At 72.1% G+C, this 20,201-nt stretch carries 20 protein-coding genes; 12 read left to right on the forward strand and 8 right to left on the reverse strand.

The window, feature by feature from the left end:
• Positions 1–9: 9 nt before the first annotated feature.
• Positions 10–3,861, reverse strand: a complete 3,852-nt coding sequence (scy, locus tag H4687_RS32030) for a polarized growth protein Scy (RefSeq protein WP_046914786.1) — start codon at positions 3,859–3,861, stop codon at positions 10–12.
• A 277-nt stretch (positions 3,862–4,138) separates the two neighbouring features.
• Positions 4,139–4,579, reverse strand: a complete 441-nt coding sequence (mce, locus tag H4687_RS32035; protein WP_046914787.1) for a methylmalonyl-CoA epimerase — start codon at positions 4,577–4,579, stop codon at positions 4,139–4,141.
• 152 nt (positions 4,580–4,731) lie between these two features.
• On the opposite strand from mce, the gene H4687_RS32040 reads away from it, so the two are divergent.
• The 3 genes from H4687_RS32040 (at position 4,732) to H4687_RS32050 (ending at position 8,333) form a co-directional block, all read left to right on the forward strand.
• Positions 4,732–5,934 (forward strand): acetyl-CoA C-acetyltransferase, encoded by a 1,203-nt coding sequence (locus H4687_RS32040; protein ID WP_046914788.1) that lies wholly within the window; start codon positions 4,732–4,734, stop codon positions 5,932–5,934.
• Positions 5,935–5,978: 44 nt separating this feature from the next.
• Positions 5,979–6,935, forward strand: coding sequence for a methylmalonyl Co-A mutase-associated GTPase MeaB (gene meaB, locus H4687_RS32045; RefSeq protein WP_046914789.1), 957 nt, complete (start codon positions 5,979–5,981; stop codon positions 6,933–6,935).
• A 180-nt stretch (positions 6,936–7,115) separates the two neighbouring features.
• A complete protein-coding gene (locus H4687_RS32050) occupies positions 7,116–8,333 on the forward strand; it encodes an MFS transporter (protein WP_046914790.1) in 1,218 nt (405 codons plus the stop codon).
• An 88-nt stretch (positions 8,334–8,421) separates the two neighbouring features.
• Here the strand turns inward: H4687_RS32050 and H4687_RS32055 are convergent, their stop codons facing one another.
• Positions 8,422–9,135 carry a PepSY domain-containing protein gene (locus H4687_RS32055; RefSeq protein WP_046914791.1) on the reverse strand — a complete coding sequence of 238 codons (714 nt, stop codon included), beginning with the start codon at positions 9,133–9,135 and terminating at the stop codon, positions 8,422–8,424.
• A gap of 172 nt (positions 9,136–9,307) precedes the next feature.
• Between H4687_RS32055 and H4687_RS32060 the strand changes: the two genes are divergently transcribed.
• Together H4687_RS32060 and H4687_RS32065 are read left to right on the forward strand one after the other, a co-directional pair.
• The gene (locus H4687_RS32060; protein WP_046914792.1) at positions 9,308–9,976 is read left to right on the forward strand and encodes a response regulator transcription factor; all 669 of its coding nucleotides are present in this window, start codon (positions 9,308–9,310) and stop codon (positions 9,974–9,976) included.
• On the forward strand, positions 9,973–11,475 hold the full coding sequence (locus H4687_RS32065) for a sensor histidine kinase (RefSeq protein ID WP_046914793.1): 1,503 nt from the start codon (positions 9,973–9,975) through the stop codon (positions 11,473–11,475). The genes H4687_RS32060 and H4687_RS32065 overlap by 4 nt, the downstream gene beginning before the upstream one ends.
• Before the next feature lie 33 nt (positions 11,476–11,508).
• Here the strand turns inward: H4687_RS32065 and H4687_RS32070 are convergent, their stop codons facing one another.
• From H4687_RS32070 to H4687_RS32085, 4 genes are all read right to left on the reverse strand, one after another.
• The gene (locus H4687_RS32070; RefSeq protein ID WP_005480174.1) at positions 11,509–11,985 is read right to left on the reverse strand and encodes a MarR family winged helix-turn-helix transcriptional regulator; all 477 of its coding nucleotides are present in this window, start codon (positions 11,983–11,985) and stop codon (positions 11,509–11,511) included.
• A 137-nt stretch (positions 11,986–12,122) separates the two neighbouring features.
• On the reverse strand, positions 12,123–12,920 hold the full coding sequence (locus tag H4687_RS32075; RefSeq protein ID WP_046914794.1) for an AIM24 family protein: 798 nt from the start codon (positions 12,918–12,920) through the stop codon (positions 12,123–12,125).
• Positions 12,921–12,922: 2 nt separating this feature from the next.
• Positions 12,923–13,573: an AIM24 family protein gene (locus tag H4687_RS32080; RefSeq protein ID WP_005480172.1), complete on the reverse strand. Its 651-nt coding sequence runs from the start codon at positions 13,571–13,573 to the stop codon at positions 12,923–12,925.
• A 1-nt stretch (position 13,574) separates the two neighbouring features.
• Entirely contained in the window at positions 13,575–14,207 is a 633-nt protein-coding gene (locus H4687_RS32085) for an AIM24 family protein (protein WP_046914795.1), read from the reverse strand.
• Positions 14,208–14,406: 199 nt separating this feature from the next.
• Between H4687_RS32085 and H4687_RS32090 the strand changes: the two genes are divergently transcribed.
• From H4687_RS32090 to H4687_RS32115, 6 genes are all read left to right on the forward strand, one after another.
• Entirely contained in the window at positions 14,407–14,769 is a 363-nt protein-coding gene (locus H4687_RS32090) for a DUF3817 domain-containing protein (protein WP_005480169.1), read from the forward strand.
• The gene (locus H4687_RS32095; protein WP_046914796.1) at positions 14,766–15,059 is read left to right on the forward strand and encodes an MTH1187 family thiamine-binding protein; all 294 of its coding nucleotides are present in this window, start codon (positions 14,766–14,768) and stop codon (positions 15,057–15,059) included. Before H4687_RS32090 ends, H4687_RS32095 begins: the two co-directional genes overlap by 4 nt.
• 150 nt (positions 15,060–15,209) lie before the next feature.
• Entirely contained in the window at positions 15,210–15,956 is a 747-nt protein-coding gene (locus H4687_RS32100; RefSeq protein ID WP_046914797.1) for a hypothetical protein, read from the forward strand.
• A gap of 5 nt (positions 15,957–15,961) precedes the next feature.
• Complete coding sequence (locus H4687_RS32105) at positions 15,962–16,696, forward strand: DUF4166 domain-containing protein (protein ID WP_046914798.1); 735 nt, start codon at positions 15,962–15,964, stop codon at positions 16,694–16,696.
• Positions 16,693–17,325 carry a TetR/AcrR family transcriptional regulator gene (locus H4687_RS32110; RefSeq protein WP_046914799.1) on the forward strand — a complete coding sequence of 211 codons (633 nt, stop codon included), beginning with the start codon at positions 16,693–16,695 and terminating at the stop codon, positions 17,323–17,325. The genes H4687_RS32105 and H4687_RS32110 overlap by 4 nt, the downstream gene beginning before the upstream one ends.
• A gap of 121 nt (positions 17,326–17,446) precedes the next feature.
• Positions 17,447–17,956, forward strand: a complete 510-nt coding sequence (locus H4687_RS32115; protein ID WP_046914800.1) for a MarR family winged helix-turn-helix transcriptional regulator — start codon at positions 17,447–17,449, stop codon at positions 17,954–17,956.
• 65 nt (positions 17,957–18,021) lie between these two features.
• Here the strand turns inward: H4687_RS32115 and H4687_RS32120 are convergent, their stop codons facing one another.
• A complete protein-coding gene (locus H4687_RS32120) occupies positions 18,022–18,363 on the reverse strand; it encodes a DUF3817 domain-containing protein (protein WP_046914801.1) in 342 nt (113 codons plus the stop codon).
• 94 nt (positions 18,364–18,457) lie between these two features.
• Here H4687_RS32120 and H4687_RS32125 point away from each other — a divergent pair, with 94 nt between their 5' ends.
• Complete coding sequence (locus tag H4687_RS32125) at positions 18,458–20,158, forward strand: acyl-CoA mutase large subunit family protein (RefSeq protein WP_050399647.1); 1,701 nt, start codon at positions 18,458–18,460, stop codon at positions 20,156–20,158.
• Positions 20,159–20,201 lie beyond the last annotated feature (43 nt).

Below are 20,201 nucleotides of genomic sequence, written 5' to 3' on the forward strand. Positions count from 1 at the left end.
TCGGTATCGCTAGCCGTCTGACGACTTGCCACCCGAACGGGTCGCACCCGCCGTGGCACCCGTCTTGACTCCACCGTCCTTGCCGCCCGACGGGGCCTCAAAAGACTCCAACGCCACCAGGACGTCCTGGACACGGGAGATCTCCGCATTGATGTCCTCGCGGCGCCGGACCAGCACCTCCAGCTCGCGCTTGCCCTCCTCGACCGTGCGGCGCGCCTCGCGGATCGCCTCGGCCTTCAGCTCCTCGGCCTCGCGGATGAGCGTGGACTTCTTCTGCTCGGCCTCCTTGAGGAGACCCTCGGCCTTCTTCACCGCGGCGATACGGACCTTGCCCGCCTCGGAGTTGGCCTCGGAAACGATCTCCTTGGCCTTCGACGTCGCCTTCTCCAACTGCTCCTCGGCCGCCTTGATGAGCGCGTCACAGCGGTCGCCGGTCGATTTCATCGTCTCGGCGGCCTCGCGGCGGGCCCGTGTGTGCAGCGCCTCGATCTCGGCGGTGATGCGGTCCCGCAGCTCCTCGGCCCGCTCCCTGATGGCGGTCGCGTCCCGGCGCGCCCCGACCAGCAGCTCGTCGGCGTCCGTGCGGGCCTTCTCCACCGTGGAGTTGCCCTCGACGGTCGCCTCGGCGACCAGCCGGTCGGCCTCCTGGCGGGCCGCGCCGACCATGGAGTCGGCCTGCCCCTCGGCGTCCGCGGTGGTCTTCAGGGCCTGCGACTGCGCCTCGGCGAGCAGCTTGTCGGCCTCGGCCGCCGTCTCGGTGATGAGCGTGTCGACCTGCTCGGCGGCCTCGGAGCGCCGCTTGTTGGCGTCCTTGCGGGCCGCGTCGAGCGTGTTGTCGGCCTCCTCACGGGCATGCGCCATGAGCCGGTCGGCCTCCGCCTCCGCCTCGGCCCGCACGCGCGCGGCGTCGGCCCGTACCCGCTCGGCGTGCTGCTGTGCGGAGCCCACCGTCGCGGCGGCCTCGGCCCGCAGCCGCTCGGCCTCGTCGGTGGCCTCGCCCATCAGTCGGTCGGCCTTGGCGACGGACTCGGCCCGGACGCGCTCGGCCTCCTCGTTGGTCTCCCGCGTCAGCCGCTCCGCCTCGGCCGTCACCTCGGTGATGAGGGTGTCGGCCTGGGTGGCCGCGTCCGACCGCATGCGGTTGGCGTCGTCGCGGGCCTCCGCCCGGGTGCGCGAGGCGTCCTGGTCGGCCCGCGCGATGGCGTCCGAGGCCTCCGTACGGACCCGCTGGGCGTGCTCGGACGCCTCCGAACGGATGCGCTCCGCCTCGCTGATGGCCTCGCCGACCGTGCGCTCGGCGAGCGCCTTGGCGGCGTCCGTCTCGTCCCGCGCCTCCCGGCGGACCCGGTTGGCGTCCTCGGTGGCCCGCTCCCGCTCCGCGTAGGCGTCGGCGCGGACCCGGTCGGACTCCTCCTCGGCCTCCCGGCGCATACGGTCCGCCACGTGCTCGGCGGTGTTGCGCAGCCCGGCGATCTCCTCCTGGGCCTGCTCGTGCAGCCCGGCGACCGACTCCCGCACCTGCTGGGCGTGCTGCTCGGCCGCCGACACCATCTCGCCGGCGCGCCGCTCGGACTCCTCGACCAGCCGTACGGCCTCGGCCTGGGCCTCCTCCACGCGGGTGCGCGCCGAGGCCAGCAGCTCCTCGCTCTGCTCGCGGGCCCGACGGCGCTCCTGGTCGGCCTCCTGCCGGGCCGCGCCGAGCAGCTCCTCGGCCTCGCGGCGGCGCCGGGCGGCCTCCTCCTGCGCGGCGGCCAGGGTCTCCGAGGCCTCCGTGGCGAGTCGCTCGGCCGCGGCCTGCGCCTCCGCCCGTACCCGGTCGGCGGTGTCCTTCGCCTCGGACTTGAGCCGCTCCGCCTCGGCCGCGGCCTCGGAGCGCAGCCGTACGGCGACGGACTCGCCCTCGGCGCGGGACACGGACGCGTCGGCCGCGGCCTCGTCGCGCAGCCGCTCGGCCTCGGCCTCGGCCTGCGCCTGGAGCGTACGGATGCGCTCGGCGGCCTCGGAACGCAGCCGGTCGCTCTCCTCGCCGGCCTCGCGGCGGATCCGCTCGGCCTCGGCGCGGGCGTCGGCGAGCGCCTCCTCGGCCGAGGCCAGACGGCCCTCGGCCTCGGTGTGCAGTCGGGTCAGTTCCTCGGCGGCCTCGGCCTTGCGGGCCTCGACGCCCCGCTCGGTCTCCTCGCGCAGCTCACGGGCGGCGCGCTCGGCCTCGGCCTTCAGCTCCTCGGTCTGCTCGGCGGCCTCGGCGCGGTAGCGCTCGGCCTCCTTGCGGGTGCGCTCCAGGGTCTCCTCGGCCTGGCGGCGCAGCGTGGACGCGCGTTCGATGGCCTCGGTGCGGACCTTCTCGCTGTCCGCGGTGGCCGTCTGCCGCAGTTCGTCGGCGTCCGTGCGGGCCTTGGCGAGCAGCTCCTCGGCGGTCTTGGCCGCCTCCTCGATCTGCTGGACGGCCTCGCGCCGGGCCTCGGAGCGGATCCGCTCGCCCTCGGCGACCGCGTCGGAGCGCAGCTGCTCGGCCTCGCCGCGCAGCCGGCGCGCCTCCTCCTGCAGCTCGACCGTCTTGGCGCGGTACTCCTCGGTGTCGTCCTTCGCCGTGCCCTTGAGCTGCTCGGCGAGGTCGTGGGCCTCGGCGCGCAGCCGGTCGGCCTCGGCCTCGGCCTCCGCGCGGATGCGCTCGGCCTCCTCGACGGCGGCCTTGGTGGTGCTCCTGGCCTCCTCGGACGCCTTGTTCAGCACGTCCTCGGCGGTCTTGGCCGTCTTGGCGAGCTGGGAGGCGGACTCCTCCGCCGTGATCGAGCGGGCCTTCTCGGAGGCCTCGGCGACGATCTTCTCGGCCTGGGCCCTGGCGTCCGCGACGGCTTCCTCGGCGGCCGCCTTGGTGGCCTCGGCCTCCTTCGTGGCCTCCGTGACCAGCCGGGCGACCTGCTCCTTGGCCGTACGCGTGCGCTGCTCGTTGGTCGACTCGGCGCCGGCGACGGCCTTGGCCGCGTTCTCCTTCGCCTCCGTGACCAGTTTCTCGGCCTCGGCGCGAGCCTCGCGCAGGGCCGTCTCGGCCTCCGCCATGCGCTGCTCGGCGGTCCGGCTCAGCTCGGAGGCCTGACGGCGGGCCGAGTCCGACTCGGTGGCGGTGGAGGTGCGCAGCTGCTCGGCGTGCTCGGTGGCCTCCTGGGCCTGGGAGGAGGCCGCGTTCAGCAGCCGCTCCGCCTCGGCACGGGCCCGGCGCAGGATCTGGTCGGCCTCGCCGCGGGCGGCCTCGGCATCGCTCTGCAGCCGCTGGCGGGCCTCGGTGGCGAGCCGCTCGGCCTCGGCGCGGGCGGCGGCCAGCGCCTGCTCGGCCTCCGCGCGGGACTCGTCGACGAGCCGGCGGGCCTGGGCCTCGCTGCGGGCGCGCAGCTGCTCGGCCCACGCCACGTTCTCGTTGACGTGCGACTCGACCGTCTGGCGGCGCTCGGAGAGCTCCTGGTCCAGCTGCTGGCGGCGGGTGACGGCCTCCTGGTGCAGCTCCGCCTGGAGCCGCGCGGCCTGCTCGGCGTGCTCCTGCAGGATCCGCTGGGTCTGCGCCCGCGCCTGGCTCAGCTCGCGCTCGGCGTCCGTGCGCAGCTGGTCGGCCTGCATCTGGGCCTGGCGGAGCATCTGCTCGGCCTGGTACCCGAGGTCGCCCCCGGTGTCGTAGGCGGGCCGGGACATGAGGGTGCGGCGCGCCTCGTGCAGCTTGGCGCGCAGCACCTCGACCTGGTAGCCGAGGTCCTCGGCGTGCTGGATCGCCTTTTCCCGCTCGGTCTTCAGCCGCTCCATCTCGGCCTCGAACCGAGAGAGGTGGTCGACGTCAGCCGCCGGCTCTCGCTCCTGGCGTTCGTAGCCCCGCACTGCGCGGTCCCATCCGTCCCCTGGTCGCAACCTCTGGCAAACGGGCTCCGTCCAACCGCCGAACGGTGCCCCCCGGGGAATGGTGTCAGATCAACGGCGGAGCACGGGCTGCCGCCCTCACCCTCGTCCCCCGAAACCTGGACCCCGGCCCTCGGGCAGCCGCTGATGGATCGCCGCGGTGCCCTTGGATCCCGCTCGTCGGAAGGCGGCGGAACCCGGGCCGTCCCCCTCGAAGGCGACGGCCGACCCCAACCCTACCGGCCCATATGTACGGGGGTCAGTGCTCAGGTGACTCAACTGGCGCCGAAGTGACCAGTTCTGTCAGTACGCCATGGCAATCCTTGGGGTGCAGAAACGTGATCCGTGACCCCATGGAGCCGATGCGCGGCTCCTCGTACAGGACGCGTACGCCCTTGTCCTTGATCGCGGCCGCCTCGCCGTCGACGTCCGCCGTGCCGAAGGCGATGTGGTGGACCCCCTCGCCGTTCTTGGCCAGCCACTTCGCGACGGTGGAGTCCTCGCGGGTGGGCTCCAGGAGCTGCAGGTAGGAGGCGCCGCCGTCGTCCGTGCTGTTGATCCTGAGCATGGCCTCGCGCACGCCCTGCTCCTCGTTGACCTCGGAGTGGTACACCTCGAAGCCGTAGGTGGCCCGGTAGAACTCGACAGTCCTGTCCAGGTCGAAACAGGCGATCCCGATGTGGTCGATTCGCGTCAGCATGGTGTCAGTGCAGCGCCCCGGCGCCGGTTACGCAACGTGCGCGCGATCACACCGACAGCCCGGTGACGGCACGGAGTGCCACTCAGTACATTCGAAGTAAACCCTCGTTCACTCACTTCTCGGCTGTGCAAGCTGGAAGGGGATCGCACCTCATGACTGGAACGAACGGCAGGACCTCGGTCATCGTCGCGGGCGCCCGTACGCCCATGGGACGACTGCTCGGTTCGCTGAAGTCCTTCTCCGGAGCCGACCTCGGCGGATTCGCGATCAAGGCCGCGCTGGACCGCGCGGGCATCGGCGGCGACCAGGTGCAGTACGTGATCATGGGCCAGGTGCTCCAGGCCGGGGCCGGGCAGATCCCGGCGCGCCAGGCCGCCGTCAAGGCGGGCATCCCCATGAACGTGCCCGCGCTCACGATCAACAAGGTCTGTCTCTCGGGCCTCGACGCCATCGCCCTGGCCGACCAGCTGATCCGCGCCGGCGAGTTCGACGTGATCGTGGCCGGCGGCCAGGAGTCCATGACGAACGCCCCGCACCTGCTCCCGAAGTCCCGTGAGGGCTACAAGTACGGGGCGATCCAGATGCTCGACGCGATGGCGCACGACGGGCTCACGGACTCCTTCGAGAACATCGCCATGGGCGAGTCCACGGAGAAGCACAACACGCGCCTCGGCATCCTGCGCCCCGAGCAGGACGAGATCGCCGCCCTGTCCCACCAGCGGGCCGCCGCCGCCCAGAAGAACGGCCTCTTCGAGGCGGAGATCACGCCGGTGGAGATCCCGCAGCGCAAGGGCGAGCCGGTCGTCTTCAGCCAGGACGAGGGCATCCGCGGCGAGACGACCGCCGAGTCCCTCGGCAGGCTGCGGCCGGCCTTCGCCAAGGACGGCACGATCACGGCCGGGTCGGCCTCGCAGATCTCCGACGGCGCGGCGGCCGTGGTCGTCATGAGCAAGGAGAAGGCGCAGGAGCTGGGCCTCACATGGCTCGCCGAGATCGGCGCCCACGGCAACGTCGCGGGCCCGGACAACTCCCTGCAGTCGCAGCCCTCGAACGCGATCCTGCACGCCCTGAAGAAGGACGGCCTGGACGTCGCCGATCTCGACCTGATCGAGATCAACGAGGCCTTCGCCGCGGTCGCCGTGCAGTCAATGAAGGACCTCGGCGTTTCCCCGGAAAAGGTGAACGTCAACGGTGGCGCGATCGCCCTCGGGCACCCCATCGGCATGTCCGGCGCCCGTCTCGTCCTGCACCTGGCCCTGGAGCTGAAGCGGCGCGGCGGCGGTGTCGGCGCGGCCGCGCTGTGCGGTGGCGGCGGGCAGGGTGACGCGCTGGTCGTGCGGGTGCCCAAGGCCTGAGCCTCGGTGCACGACGTACGGCCTTCCTCGTGAACGGAGCTGTGATGCAGGACGTCTCCACTCTGGTGGCCCAGGCCCGGGAAGGCCGGCCGCGGGCCGTGGCCCGGCTGATCTCCCTGGTGGAGGGGGCGTCCCCGCAGCTCCGTGAGGTCATGGCGGCGCTGGCCCCGCTGACCGGCGGGGCGTACGTCGTCGGTCTCACCGGCTCGCCCGGCGTGGGCAAGTCCACGTCCACGTCGGCGCTGGTGACGGCGTACCGGCGGGCCGGGAGGAGGGTGGGCGTGCTCGCCGTCGACCCCTCGTCGCCCTTCTCGGGCGGCGCCCTCCTCGGCGACCGGGTCCGGATGTCGGAGCACGCCTCCGACCCCGGCGTGTACATCCGTTCGATGGCGACGCGCGGCCATCTGGGTGGTCTGGCGTGGTCGGCCCCGCAGGCGATCCGGGTGCTGGACGCGGCCGGGTGCGAGGTGATCCTGGTCGAGACGGTCGGCGTGGGCCAGTCCGAGGTGGAGATCGCCTCGCAGGCGGACACGTCCGTGGTGCTGCTGGCGCCCGGCATGGGGGACGGCATCCAGGCGGCCAAGGCCGGAATCCTGGAGATCGGTGACGTCTACGTCGTCAACAAGGCCGACCGGGACGGCGCCGACGCGACCGCGCGCGAGCTGAACCACATGCTGGGGCTGGGCGAGTCCCGCCGTCCCGGGGACTGGCGCCCGCCGATCGTCAAGACGGTCGCGGCGCGGGCCGAGGGGATCGACGAGGTCGTCCAGGCCCTGGAGAAGCACCGGGCCTGGATGGAGGAGCGCGGGGTCCTCGCGGACCGCCGGCGGGCCCGGGCCGCGCGCGAGGTGGAGACCATCGCGGTGACCGCGCTGCGGGAGCGGATCGGGGACCTGCACGGCGATCGCCGCCTGTCGGCTCTCGCCGAGCGGATCGTGGCGGGGGAGCTGGATCCGTACCGGGCGGCGGACGAACTGGTGGCGGGCCTGACGGAGGGCTGAGCCCGGCCGTCGCCCGCCCCGCACCCACCCGAAATCCCCTGGGCCGTGTCGTGGGCGGCTGCTAGTTTGCCCGCATGTTCCTTCACCGTGCGTAGAGGCGGACCCTCCCGCCGGCGACGTGTCGTCGCCGCGCGGGACATCGGTGTCCCCCTTTTCGCCTCCAGGTGAGGAACATTTCGCATGTCCGCGACCATTCCGCGGCCGTCGTACGCCTCGGTGCTCCGCATCCCGTACGCCCGCCGCACCTTCGCCGCCGTGCTCGTCGGCCGGCTCTCCTACGGCACGGTGTCCATCGCCGTGCTGCTCGCCGTGACCCGGACGACCGGGTCGTACGCCGTCGCCGGCACGGTGATGGCCCTGTTCGGGGCCACCAGTGTCCTGCTGTCGCCCGTGCGCGCGGCGCTCGTCGACCGCTTCGGCCCCCGCCGCGCGCTGCTGCCCATGGCCTCGCTGTACGCCGCGCTGCTCGGGGCGCTGGCCGTGGCGAGCTGGCGGCCGGGGGCGTCGGGGCCGGTGCTGGGGGCCGTCGCGGTGGCGGCGGGGGCCTGTACGCCGCCGCTCGGCCCGACGATGCGGACGGTGTGGAGCGAGATCGCCCCGGACCCGGGGCTGCTGCGGCGCGCGTACAGCCTCGACGGGGTCGCGGAGGAACTGCTGTTCGTGTCGGGGCCGCTGGTGGTGGGCGGGATCGTGCAGGTCGCCGCCCCGGCCGCCGCCGTGGCCGTGGCGGCGCTGCTGGTCGTGGCGGGAACGTTCGGGTTCGTGACCTCCCCCGCCGTGGCGCGTGTGCCGGGGCGGGCGCCCGCGCCGCAGAAGGGGGCCCGGAAACGGACGCCCCGGACGGTGACCGGGATCGTGCCGCCCGTCGTCGCGGCCGGCGGGGTCGGCCTGTCGCTCGGCGCACTCGACCTGCTGGTGCTGGCCTTCGCCGAGCATCAGGGGCGCGGGGACACCGTCGTGGCCTGGATCTTCGCCGCGCTGTCCGCCGGAAGCGCGGTGGGCGGCCTGGCGTACGGCGCGATCGAGTGGCGCTCCGGCGCCCGCGTACGGCTGTCGCTGCTCACGGGAGGCCTCGGCCTCGCCCTCGCCGCCGCCGGGCTCGCCCCGAACCTCGCGGCACTCACCGGCGCCGTCGTCTGTGCCGGCCTCTTCGTCGCACCGGCCCTGACCACCGCGTACCTCGTCGCCGACGCCTCCGCCCCGTCCACCGCACGTACCCAGGCCGGTGCCTGGGTCAACACGGCCGTGAACGCCGGTATCTCGGCGGGCGCGGCCGCCTCGGGCCTGCTGGTGGCCCACTTCCCCCCGGCCCTCGGCTTCGCCCTCGCGGGCGGCGCGGCCCTGCTCGCGGCGACCGCCGTCGGCCTCGGGCTCCGTACGGCGGGGGAATCCGGCTGAAACGGCGGTAGGGGCACCCGGTGCCATGCGCCGGGTGCCCCTACCTGTGGGGGGAGAGTGAAGCCTGGTGGCCGAAGGGTGCGGGAGGTCAGTCCTCGGTGCGGTCGGCGGTGAGCTTGCCGGAGTCGAGGGCGACCCTCCAGTCGCTGCCGGTGCCGTCGGCGGCGGTGGTGTCGACCTCCCACGCCCGGTCCGTGCTCTCCTCGTCGAGGTCGACGGAGGTCACGGTGCCCTTCGCGGCGGCGGCCTCGGCGGCCTCCGCTGCGGTCACCTCGCTGCCCTTCAGCGCGGCGCGGATCTGCCGGGTCTCGGCGGCGTCGTCACCGTCGTCGTCGCGGTCGGCGTGCGAGCCGAGGACCTTGCCGTTGCCGGGGTCGACCTGGACGCTGAACCACTTGCCGCCGTCGGTCAGCACGTCGACGTCCCACACCAGGGTCGTGCCCTCGTCGTCGAGGTCGGCGGAGACCGCCGTACCGGACTTGTGCTTCAGGGCCTTCGCGATCGCGTCGGCGGCCGTGACCTGACCCGCCTTCGCCTCGGCGGCGTTCTCGGCCTTGTCCTCGGCGTCCTGGTCCGTGTCGCGGGCGGCCTTGTCCTCGGCCCTGTCCTCCGCCTTGTCCCGGGCCGAGTCGTCGCGGTCGTCCGGGTCGTTGACGTCGTCGCGGTCGTTGTCGTCGTTCGCCACCGACACGGTCTTCTTCGCCGGCGCCTCGTCGTCACCCGCCACCGCGATGGCGGTCGCGGTGCCGCCGCCGATCAGCGCGACGGCCGTGAGGGTGGCGATGACGATGTTGCGCTTCATGGGTTTCCTCCAGAATGCGACTGGCTGCAACCAGTTACGGATGATCTCGCCGGTTGCAGGCGGCTTGTCGGCCTCGTCTGCTTTCGACGAGGACCAATCTGGCGGACCGACGCTGAAGCGGACCTGAAGCCCCCTGAAGACCGCTTCAGGTTCGGTTTGCCAAGCTGAAGGCATGCGCCTGTTGATCGTGGAAGATGAGAAGCGGCTCGCGGTGTCGCTGGCCAAGGGGCTGACGGCCGAGGGGTACGCCGTGGACGTCGTCCACGACGGAGTCGAGGGCCTGCACCGGGCGAGCGAGGGGGCGTACGACCTCGTGATCCTCGACATCATGCTGCCCGGCATGAACGGCTACCGCGTGTGCGCCGCCCTGCGCGCCGCCGGCCACGACGTACCGATCCTGATGCTCACCGCGAAGGACGGGGAGTACGACGAGGCGGAGGGCCTGGACACGGGCGCCGACGACTATCTGACCAAGCCGTTCTCCTACGTCGTCCTCGTCGCCCGGGTGAAGGCGCTGCTGCGGCGGCGCAACGCCTCGGACGGCGCCTCGCCCGTGCACGAGGTCGGCGAGCTGAGGCTCGACACCGCCGCCCGGCGCGTGTTCCTCGCCGAGGAGGAGATCACCCTCACGACCAAGGAGTTCTCCGTCCTGGAGCAGCTCGTGCTGAGAGCCGGTGAGGTCGTCTCGAAGGCCGACATCCTGGAGCACGTCTGGGACTTCGCCTACGACGGCGATCCGAACATCGTCGAGGTCTACATCAGCACCCTGCGCCGCAAGCTCGGCCCCACGCTCATCAAGACCGTGCGCGGGGCCGGTTACCGACTGGAGGCCCGCCCGTGAGACGCCGCCTGGGTTCGGTGCGGGCCCGCGCCACCCTCGCCGCGACCGTCGTCGTCGCCGTCGCCCTGGTCGCGGCGGGCACCGCCGTCCTGCTCTCGCTGCGGTTCACCCTCGTCGACAAGGCGGACACCGAGGCCGACTCCGTGGCCCGCAACGCCGCCTCGGCGCTGGCGAACGGGTTCGCCTACGACGAGCTGAGGCTGCCGGACGGCGACGAGAACCCCGTCGAGGTCCTGGACCGCGCGGAGAAGCCCGTCGTGGTCGGCGAGGACGTCGAGGGCATGAACGTGACCGCCGTCGCCTCGGACCGGCTGAACTCCGAGAGCAACGACGACGCCGACGACCGGGCGGAGGGCGACCGGGACGCCGAGGACGACGGCACGCTCGGCGCCCGCGAGGTCGCCGACGAGACCTGGTACGGCGAGGGCACCGCGACCGTCGAGGGGGTGACGGCGGACTACCGGTTCGCCGCCGTCGACGTGGTCACGCCCGCCGGCGTGCCGCTCACCGTCTACGCGGGCGCCCCGCTCTCCACCGAGGAGGACGCCGTCGGCACCACGCTGACCACGATGCTCATCGGGCTGCCGCTGCTGCTGCTCACCGTCGGCGGGGTGACGTACGCCGTCACCCGGCGGGCGCTGCGCCCCGTGGAGGGCATCCGGTCCGAGATGGCCGCCATCACCGCCTCCGAGGACCTCTCCCGACGCGTCCCCGAGCCGGACACGCACGACGAGATCGCCCGGCTGGCGCGGACGACGAACGAGACGCTGGCCGCGTTGGAGACCTCCGTGGAGCGGCAGCGGGCGTTCGTCGCGGACGCCTCGCACGAGCTGCGCAGCCCGATCGCGTCCCTGCGCACCCAGCTCGAAGTGGGCGCGGCACACCCGGAGCTGCTGGATCTGGAGGGGGCGGTCGAGGACACCGTACGGCTGCAGAGCCTCGCCGCCGACCTGCTGCTGCTCGCCCGGCTGGACGCGGGGGAGAAGCCGCCGCCGGAGGCGCGGTTCGACCTGGCGGAGGTCGTACGGGAGGAGGTGGCGTCCCGGGAGGGCGTGACCTGGGACGGCGAGGAGTCCGTCGAACTGCGCGGCTCGCGCACCCAGATCTGCCGCGTCCTCGGCAACCTCCTGGACAACGCCCGCCGTCACGCCCACGACCGGGTCGCCGTCACCCTGCGCACCACCCCGCAGTGGGCGATTCTCCAGGTCACGGACGACGGCGCGGGCGTCCCCGAGGCCGACCGCGAGCGGGTCTTCGAACGCTTCGTCCGGCTGGACGAGTCCCGGGCGAGGGACGACGGCGGCGCGGGCCTCGGCCTGGCCATCGCCAGGGACATCGCCCTGCGCCACTCGGGCACCCTGACGATCGGGGACGCGCCCGGCGGGGGAGCGCTGTTCGAACTCCGGCTGCCCCGCGAGAGCCAGGGGCGCGGGGCGGCGACACAGGAGGCTCCGCCCCGGGGGCGCGAGCGGCGACGGGGGACCCGCGGCCGAAGCTGAGGCCGCGGTCCCCGGCGTCTCACCGAAGGAGGGTCACGGCCTGCCGCGATGGCTCCGGAGGTGATCCGCGATCGGTGTCAGCGACTTGTGCAGTTCCTCCAGCGACTCCTCCGGCAGCAGGTCGATGAAGTGCCGTCGTACGGAGGCGACATGATGCGGCGCGACCCGCTGCATCGTCTCCAGGCCGTGCTCCGTCAGCACGGCGAACAGTCCGCGCCGGTCGGACTCGCAGTTCTCCCGGCGCACCAGGTCCGCGTTCTCCATGCGGGTGACCTGGTGCGAGAGACGGCTCTTGGACTGGAGGGTGGCGGCGGCGAGGTCGCTCATCCGCATCCGGCGGCCCTCCGACTCGGAGAGGTTCACCAGGATCTCGTAGTCGTTCATCGTCAGGCCGAACGGCTGCAGGTCCCTTTCGAGCTGGTGGGTCAGCAGCCTGTTGACGTCCAGATGGGTGCGCCAGGCGCACTGCTCCGCATCGGTCAGCCAGCGTGTGGCCGTTTCGGTCTCCATGAATGAAGTCTACCTAAAATGTTGAAAGGCGAACTAGTGAGGGTGGGGTCGTTCCGGTCGTACGGACAGGTCGGGTCTTACGGGGGTGGAGCATGACAACGCGCACACGTTCGACGTCACACTCCGCAGACTACCGCTCACAGCCCGAAGCGACGCTGGAGGTCCCCCAGCTGTCCGGGAAGGCGCGGTGCCCCCGCCGGCTGTCCGTGGTGACCGGGCACCCCACCGCCACCGGGTACGCCCGGCTCGTGCGGAACCACGCCCGTGGCCTGCTCGGCCATGAGGGTCTCGGAGGACTGGAGCAGGACCGTGCCCGCCCCGACGAACTCGAACTGGTGCTCCTCCCCGGAGGCGCCGCCGAGGCCCGTCATCGCACGTAGACCGCCCATGAGACCCGCCATGTAGCCGTGGTCGTAGTGGTGGCAGGGCGAGGGGCAGTCGGCCCACCCGACCAGGGCCTGCGGATCCACCCGGATGGGGGGTTCCATGAACACCACCGGGCCGTTGGAGGCCGCCACGAACTTGCCCGTTCCGATGAGGGTCAGGAAGCCCGGAACGATCGACTGCTTGAGCGCGAGACTTGGCTGAAAAGCGAGGAGATTGCCCGAGCGAATGGTCAGGTTGCCGTCCTCCAAGTCATACGAATTGACGTCGAAGGCCCGGTCGGCGAGGAGCATCTTGCCCGACCCCTCCGCCACGACCCAGTCGCTCGCGTGCAGAGGCGAATGGAACGACGTACGGACGAGACCGCCGAAACGGCCGTGCCCGATGCCGTTGAACTCCATCTGGCCGTAGTAGGCGATCATCTTGCCCTTCTGCAGGAACCACTGGCTCCCCTTGAGCTCCACGCAGAAGGTGTAGTTGTTGACGTTGTCGTCGGACGGCAGCGTCATCGGGTCGAAGACGGTCGGGCCGGCGACCGGGGCCCCGTACATGCTCACAGCTTCTCCTCCGAGGCCTGGACGTACACCGCACCACTGCCGCTCAGCTCCAGCTGGAACGCCTCGCCGGAGCCCCGGCCCACCATGTCGCGCCAGCCGAGCGCGGTGGAGAGCTTGTTGCGTACGTCGCCGTGGTGCGCCACGTACGCCTGCGGGTCCACGTGGACCGGGCGCTGGGGGGTGATCGGCACCTCGATGACCCCGCCGTGCGCCATGACCGCGACCGCCCCGTGCCCCTTGAGGGTGGTCGTGAACAGGCCCTGGCCCGTCACCTGGCCGCGCACCATGCCCATGACGCCGCCCTGGGAGCCCATGAACATCGTGCCCTGCTGGAGGGTGCCGTCGAAGGCCAGCAGACGGTCGGCCTCCACGTACAGGGTCTCGCCCGTCAGGCTGATCACCTGGATGTGGTGGCCGCCGTGCCCGAACAGCACCGTGCCGCTGCCCTCGACGGTCATCAGCGGGGTCGCCTCGCCCGCCACCCGGCGGCCGATCATCGAGGCGATACCGCCCTGACCGCCCTGCACGTTCGGAGTGAAGGACACCTCGCCCTTGTAGGCGAGCATCGCGCCGCGCTGGCTGAACAGCCGCTGGCCCGGCATCACGGTCGCCTCGATCATCTTCGAGTTGATCTCACGGAAGGCCATGTCACACGTCTCCCGCCACCGTGTTGCGCTCGCTGGGCTGGACGTAGACGAGTCCGTCGCCCTCGAAGCGGATCTGGAAGGCCTCGCCGCCGCCCTCGCCCATGAGCGTGCGGAACGTCACGCCGGACTGGAAGGACTGCTGGAGATTGCCCTGGTGCGCGATGTACGCCCCCGGGTCGACCGTCAGCGGGTACTGGTGACTGACCCGCAGCACCACCGCCGGGCCGTCGGACATGATCGCCGCCTGGCCGTGGCCCTCTATGGTCGTCGTGAACAGGCCGTTGCCCTGCGAGGCGCCGCGCAGCCCCGTGAAGCTCGTGCCCGTCCGCAGCCCGGAGTCCGTCGCGAGCAGATTGCTCGACTCCACGAACAGCTTGTCCCCCTGAAGATTCACCAGGTTGATCTCGGACGCCCGGTCCGCGAACCAACAGGTCCCCTGGCCGGTCACCTCCATCAACGTCATCTGTTCACCCGTGAGGCGCCGCGTCACCATCCCGCGCAGACCCTCACCGCCGCCGCTCAGTTTCTTGAACGACATCTGACCGTCGTAGGCGACCATCGAGCCGGTCTTCGCCTTCACGGCGTCCCCGGTCATGTCGACGGCCAGCACTTTGCTGCCTTGAAGTCGGAACATTGCCACGGGGTGACGGTAACCGGCCGAAGGGGGGACAGGACAGGTCCCAGAGGAGGATCTCGACCCTCAAGGGACCCCTGGGACATCCGGAGGTCGGCGGATGCCAGAATGGACGTCGCTTGTGCTTCCTTTCACAAGGATCCCCGGGCGACGCGACGACTCCACCCGCCGACCCCGCCGACCTCACCGAAGGTGACCCGTGGACATACAGACCGCCTCCGCCCTCCGCCGCCTGCGCCTCGTCTCCGCCCCCGAGGCCGTCTCCTTCCTGCTGCTGCTCGTGTGCTCGGTGCTCAAGCGCACCACGGAGTTCAACGCGGTGCCGGTGATGGGCTGGGTCCACGCCGTCCTCTTCCTCCTGTACCTGCTCTTCTGGGCCGACGCCTGGAACCGCACCAAGTGGCCGCTGAAGACCGCCGCGCTCTACTTCGCCCTCTCCGTCCTGCCCACCGGTGGCTTCTTCGCCGACCGCAGGCTCCGCCGCGAGGCCGAGAGCGCGGTCGGCGTGGCGCTCGCGTCCCGCGCGCGCGGCGACGAGAGCGAAGGAGCCGTGAAAGCGTGATCGTCGCCTTCTCCGTGACCCCGCTGGGCGTCGGCGAGGACGTGGGTGAGTACGTCGCCGACGCCGTCCGGGTCGTCCGTGACTCCGGTCTGCCGAACCGGACCGACGCCATGTTCACCTCGATCGAAGGTGAGTGGGACGAGGTGATGGACGTCGTGCGGCGCGCCGTCGCCGCCGTCGAGGAGCGCGCGCCCCGCGTCTCGCTCGTCCTCAAGGCCGACATCCGGGCCGGTGTGACGGACGGCCTCACGTCGAAGGTGGAGACGGTGGAGCGCCACCTGTCGGCGTAGCCGCCGTCCCGCTGCCGCGAGACCCCGGTCCTTGTGGGCCGGGGTTTTTTGCGCGCCCGCTGTTTGAGCGATCGCTCAAAACCGTGTACCGTCCTGTGCCAGAGGGGTTGAGCAGTCGCTCAAAAACGTCACCGACCTGGGGGAACGGGCATGGGGCTCTATGTGGAGGTACGGGTACGGGCCGATCTGGAGGAGCTGTGGGCACGCAGCCAGGACCCGGCCCGCCATCAGCGCTGGGACCTGCGCTTCACCGAGATCCGCTACCTCCCGCGCGCGCAGGGCGAGCCGCAGCACTTCCGGTACGCCACCCGCGTCCTGCCAGGCCTCGCGATCGCAGGGACCGGGATCTCGGCCGGCGAGCGGGAGCGGCCGGACGGCACCCGGACCTCGGCGCTGCGGTTCGCCTCCCCGCACCCCCTCTCCCTGATCGCCGAGGGCAGCGGCTACTGGCGTTACGTACCCGACGGCGACGGGGTCCGCTTCCTCACCGGCTACGACTACCGCCCCCGCTGGGGCCGCACCGGCGCCCTCGCCGACCGGCTGCTGTTCCGCCCGCTCATGGGCTGGGCCACCGCCTGGTCCTTCGACCGCCTGCGCCTCTGGCTGGAGCGGGACATCACCCCCGAGCGGGCCCTGCGGCGCTGGCTCGCCGAGGCCGCCGTCCGCGCGCTGACGATCGTGGCCGCCTGCGCGGGGCTGGCGTACGGGGCGCTGGTGGACCCGGCCGGACCCCTCGCTCCCCTGGCACTGTTCGCCACGCCGGTCCTGGCCGTGTCGGCGGTCCTGGCCGCCCTGATCGTGCCCCCGCTGCCCGGCACCCCGTCCGCCCGCCGCTGTCTGCGGACCCCGCCCCCGCGCGCGCGTGCGCCGCGTCTGCTCGCGACCCTGAAGGGATAGCCGCCATGCACGGAACGGCTGCGAGGACCTCTCCCTCCTCTCCCTCCTCTCCCTCCTCTCCGTCCTCGATCTTCCGGACGGTCATGGGCGCGGACTTCGACCGGCTCCATCCCGAGCTGCGCCGCCGTTTCTCGGTGGGGCTGGCGAGCGGTGAGGCCTGCACCGGCCGGGGCACGATGGAACGGATCTGGCACGGCCGGGGCCTGGTGAAGCCGTTCCTCGCGCTCGGCGGCACCCGCAACATCCTGGTCCCGCGCGAGGGGCGGAACGTCCCCTTCACCATCGAGAACGTGCCGTACGCCGACCGCTTCGGGCGTGAGACGGTGACCTTCGTGCGTACCTTCGACCTGCCCGGCCGCTCCCGCCGGTTCGACGCCCAGATGGTGCTGAGCCCGAAGGGCGACCGTGTCCTCGACTATCTCGGCACCCACCAGCACCTGGCCAGCGACCTGTACTTCGGCGCGGAGGCCGACGGGTCGCTGCTGATCCGCTCCGGGGAACACCGGTTCCGGGAGGGGCCCGTCGACGTCCGGGTCCCGGAACTCGTCGGCGGCCAGGCGGATGTGCGGGAGCGGTTCGACGAGCGGACGGGGCGTTTCCGGATCCGGGTGCGGGTGGTGAACCGGCACTTCGGGCCGCTCTTCGGTTACGAGGGGTCGTTCGCCGCGACCTACGAGGACGTCCGGGTGCGCGGGGTCCGGGCGGGGCTGCGGCCGGTCCGTGAGGAGGCGCGGGCGTGAGCGAGGCGACCCGGGCGAAGCTGCTGGAGGGCGCGCTGCGCACGCTCGTCGAGCAGGGGATCGCCAAGACGTCCGCCCGCTCGATCGCCGCCACCGCCGGGGTGAACCAGGCGCTCGTCTTCTACCACTTCGGGTCCGTGGACGAACTCCTCGCGGCGGCCTGCCGGTTCGGGGCCGAGCAGCGGGTCGCCCGCCACCGGGAGCGGCTGGCGGCGATCGGCTCGCTCGGCGAACTGCTGGCCTTCGGGCGGGAGATGCACGCGGAGGAGCGGGCGCAGGGGCATGTGGCCGTGCTGGGGCAGCTTCTCGCGGGGGCGCAGACCCAGCCGCGGCTGGCGCCGGCCACGGCGGCGGGGCTGGAGCTGTGGATCACGGAGGTGGAGGGGGTGCTGCGGCGGGTCCTGTCGGGCTCGCCGCTCGGGGAGTTCGCGGACGCGGGCGGGCTGGCCCGGGCCGTGGCGGCGTCGTTCGTGGGTCTTGAGCTGTACGAGGGGGTCGATCCGGAGGGTGCGGAGGCCGCCCTCGGCGCGCTCGAACAGCTCGCGGCGCTCGCGGCCGCGCTCGACGGTCTGGGACCCGTGGCCCAGCGGGCGGTCCGTCACCACCTCCGGAAGACCGCGGGGCGATGAGGTCCGGAAGGGCTGACCGCAGGGGTCTGGACGTCGGCCGGAAGCGGTGGTGCGGGGGCCAGGTGTACCGAAAGGCGAGACGGGGCTGACCAGCATGTGACCGGCCGGTAAGGTCGATGCCGTGCCGAAGCCGCTCAGCCTCTCCTTCGACCCCATCTCGCGCGCCGACGAGCACTGGAAGCAGCGCTGGGGAAGCGTCCCGTCCATGGCCGCGATCACCTCGATCATGCGCGCCCAGCAGATCCTGCTGGCGGAGGTCGACGCGGTGGTCAAGCCGTACGGGCTGACGTTCGCGCGCTACGAGGCCCTCGTGCTGCTCACCTTCTCCCAGAAGGGCGAGCTGCCGATGTCCAAGATCGGCGAGCGGCTGATGGTGCACCCCACGTCGGTGACGAACACCGTCGACCGTCTGGTGAGGTCCGGCCTCGTGGACAAACGCCCCAACCCCAACGACGGCCGCGGCACCCTCGCCTCCATCACCGACAAGGGCCGTGAGGTCTGCGACGCGGCGACCCGCGACCTCATGTCCATGGACTTCGGCCTGGGCGCCTACGACGCCGAGGAATGCGCGGAGATCTTCGCGATGCTGCGACCGCTGCGGGTGGCCGCGGGGGACTTCGAGGAGAGCTGACCGCCCCCGTCGACGGGCGGATTTTCTGGCAACGGCAGGCCGAGCGCCCTCGGGTCCGTCCCGGCTCAGGCCGCGGCGGGGTCCGGGACCGCTTCCTTGATGATCAGCGGCTCGACCTCGCGGCTCACCTGGCGTTCCACGAAGAAGGCGGCCGTGGGGACGGTGCCGGCGAGCAGCACCCAGGCGAGGCGGCCCAGCGGCATCTTCGCCTTGCTGCCGAGGTCGAAGGCGAAGACCAGGTACAGCACGTACAGCCAGCCGTGCGCGAAGCCGACCACCGTGACGAAGCTGTCGAAGCCGTCCAGGTCCAGCAGACGCTTCCCGATCACGCCCGCCGTCAGCAGGATCAGCAGGACGGCGGTGACGTAGGCCATCACCCGGTAGCGGGTCAAGACGCTCTTCTTCATGGCGTCGAGCGTAACGGGTGCTTTTCGGTGCCCCGCGCGCGCGTCCCGGCCCGCGTCCCCGGCGTTTACTAGGACGTCCTAGTAAATTGGAGGCATGGACGCTGACGCCATCGAAGAGGGACGCCGACGCTGGCAGGCACGTTATGACTCCGCCCGGAAGCGGGAGGGGGACTTCACGAGCCTTTCCGGGGAGCGGGTGGAGCCCGTGTACGGGCCCCGGGGCGGGGACGTGTACGAGGGCTTCGAGCGGATCGGATGGCCGGGGGAGTATCCGTTCACGCGGGGGCTGTATCCGACGGGCTACCGGGGGCGGACCTGGACGATCCGGCAGTTCGCGGGGTTCGGGAACGCGGAGGGGACGAACGAGCGGTACCGGTCGATCCTCGCCAACGGGGGCGGGGGACTGTCCGTCGCGTTCGACATGCCGACGCTCATGGGGCGGGACTCGGACGATCCGCGCTCGCTCGGTGAGGTCGGGCACTGCGGGGTGGCCGTCGACTCCGCCGCCGACATGGAGGTGCTGTTCCGGGGGATCCCGCTCGCGGACGTCACCACGTCGATGACGATCAGCGGGCCCGCCGTCCCGGTCTTCTGCATGTACGTCGTCGCCGCCGAGCGGCAGGGTGTCGACCCGGCCGTCCTCGACGGCACCCTCCAGACCGACATCTTCAAGGAGTACATCGCGCAGAAGGAGTGGCTCTTCCCGCCCGAGCCCCATCTGCGCCTCATCGGCGATCTGATGGAGTACTGCGCGGCCCGGATCCCCGCCTACAAGCCGTTGTCCGTCTCCGGCTACCACATCCGCGAGGCCGGGGCCACGGCCGCGCAGGAGCTGGCGTACACGCTGGCGGACGGGTTCGGGTACGTGGAGCTGGGGCTCAGCCGTGGGCTGGACGTGGACGTGTTCGCGCCGGGGCTGTCGTTCTTCTTCGACGCGCACCTCGACTTCTTCGAGGAGATCGCCAAGTTCCGCGCGGCCAGGCGGATCTGGGCGCGGTGGATGCGGGACGTGTACGGGGCGCGGACCGACAAGGCGCAGTGGCTGCGCTTCCACACCCAGACCGCCGGGGTCTCGCTGACCGCGCAGCAGCCGTACAACAACGTGGTGCGTACGGCCGTGGAGGCGCTGTCCGCGGTGCTCGGCGGGACCAACTCCCTGCACACCAACGCCCTGGACGAGACGCTGGCGCTGCCGAGCGAGCGGGCGGCGGAGATCGCGCTCAGGACGCAACAGGTGCTGATGGAGGAGACCGGGGTCGCCAACGTGGCCGATCCGCTGGGTGGTTCGTGGTACGTCGAGCAGCTGACGGACCGCATCGAGGCCGACGCCGAGAAGATCTTCGACCGGATCAGGGAGCGGGGTCTGCGCGCGCGTCCCGACGGGGTGCATCCGGTCGGGCCGATGACGTCCGGGATCCTGCGGGGGATCGAGGACGGGTGGTTCACCGGGGAGATCGCGGAGGCCGCGTTCCGGTATCAGCAGGCCCTGGAGAAGGGGGAGAAGCGAGTGGTCGGGGTCAACGTCCACCAGGGGTCGGTGACCGGGGATCTGGAGATCCTGCGGGTCGGGCACGAGGTGGAGCGGGAGCAGGTGCGGGTGCTGGACGGGCGGAAGGCGCGGCGGGACGGTGGGGCCGTGCGGGCGGGGCTCGACGCGATGGTCGCCGCCGCTCGGGAGGGGGGCGACATGATCGGACCGATGCTCGACGCGGTGCGGGCCGAGGCGACGTTGGGGGAGATCTGTGGGGTGTTGCGGGAGGAGTGGGGGGTGTATACGGAGCCGGCGGGTTTCTAGCGGGGCTTCTTCAGGCGGGCTTCACAGGCGGGGTGGGGGTCGG

Origin of the sequence: Streptomyces stelliscabiei (assembly GCF_014873495.1) — a bacterium.
Lineage (GTDB): Bacteria > Actinomycetota > Actinomycetes > Streptomycetales > Streptomycetaceae > Streptomyces > Streptomyces bottropensis.

Excerpts from the sequence above, each read along its gene's own strand:
- H4687_RS32070 (WP_005480174.1), bottom strand. The coding sequence starts at position 11,985 with ATGGAGACCGAAACGGCCACACGCTGGCTGACCGATGCGGAGCAGTGC.
- H4687_RS32120 (WP_046914801.1), bottom strand. The coding sequence starts at position 18,363 with ATGAAGAAGAGCGTCTTGACCCGCTACCGGGTGATGGCCTACGTCACC.
- mce (WP_046914787.1), bottom strand. The coding sequence starts at position 4,579 with ATGCTGACGCGAATCGACCACATCGGGATCGCCTGTTTCGACCTGGAC.
- H4687_RS32105 (WP_046914798.1), top strand. The coding sequence starts at position 15,962 with ATGCACGGAACGGCTGCGAGGACCTCTCCCTCCTCTCCCTCCTCTCCC.
- H4687_RS32040 (WP_046914788.1), top strand. The coding sequence starts at position 4,732 with ATGACTGGAACGAACGGCAGGACCTCGGTCATCGTCGCGGGCGCCCGT.
- meaB (WP_046914789.1), top strand. The coding sequence starts at position 5,979 with ATGCAGGACGTCTCCACTCTGGTGGCCCAGGCCCGGGAAGGCCGGCCG.
- H4687_RS32085 (WP_046914795.1), bottom strand. The coding sequence starts at position 14,207 with ATGTTCCGACTTCAAGGCAGCAAAGTGCTGGCCGTCGACATGACCGGG.
- H4687_RS32055 (WP_046914791.1), bottom strand. The coding sequence starts at position 9,135 with ATGAAGCGCAACATCGTCATCGCCACCCTCACGGCCGTCGCGCTGATC.
- H4687_RS32050 (WP_046914790.1), top strand. The coding sequence starts at position 7,116 with ATGTCCGCGACCATTCCGCGGCCGTCGTACGCCTCGGTGCTCCGCATC.
- H4687_RS32125 (WP_050399647.1), top strand. The coding sequence starts at position 18,458 with ATGGACGCTGACGCCATCGAAGAGGGACGCCGACGCTGGCAGGCACGT.
- H4687_RS32080 (WP_005480172.1), bottom strand. The coding sequence starts at position 13,573 with ATGGCCTTCCGTGAGATCAACTCGAAGATGATCGAGGCGACCGTGATG.
- H4687_RS32060 (WP_046914792.1), top strand. The coding sequence starts at position 9,308 with ATGCGCCTGTTGATCGTGGAAGATGAGAAGCGGCTCGCGGTGTCGCTG.
- H4687_RS32075 (WP_046914794.1), bottom strand. The coding sequence starts at position 12,920 with ATGTACGGGGCCCCGGTCGCCGGCCCGACCGTCTTCGACCCGATGACG.
- H4687_RS32100 (WP_046914797.1), top strand. The coding sequence starts at position 15,210 with ATGGGGCTCTATGTGGAGGTACGGGTACGGGCCGATCTGGAGGAGCTG.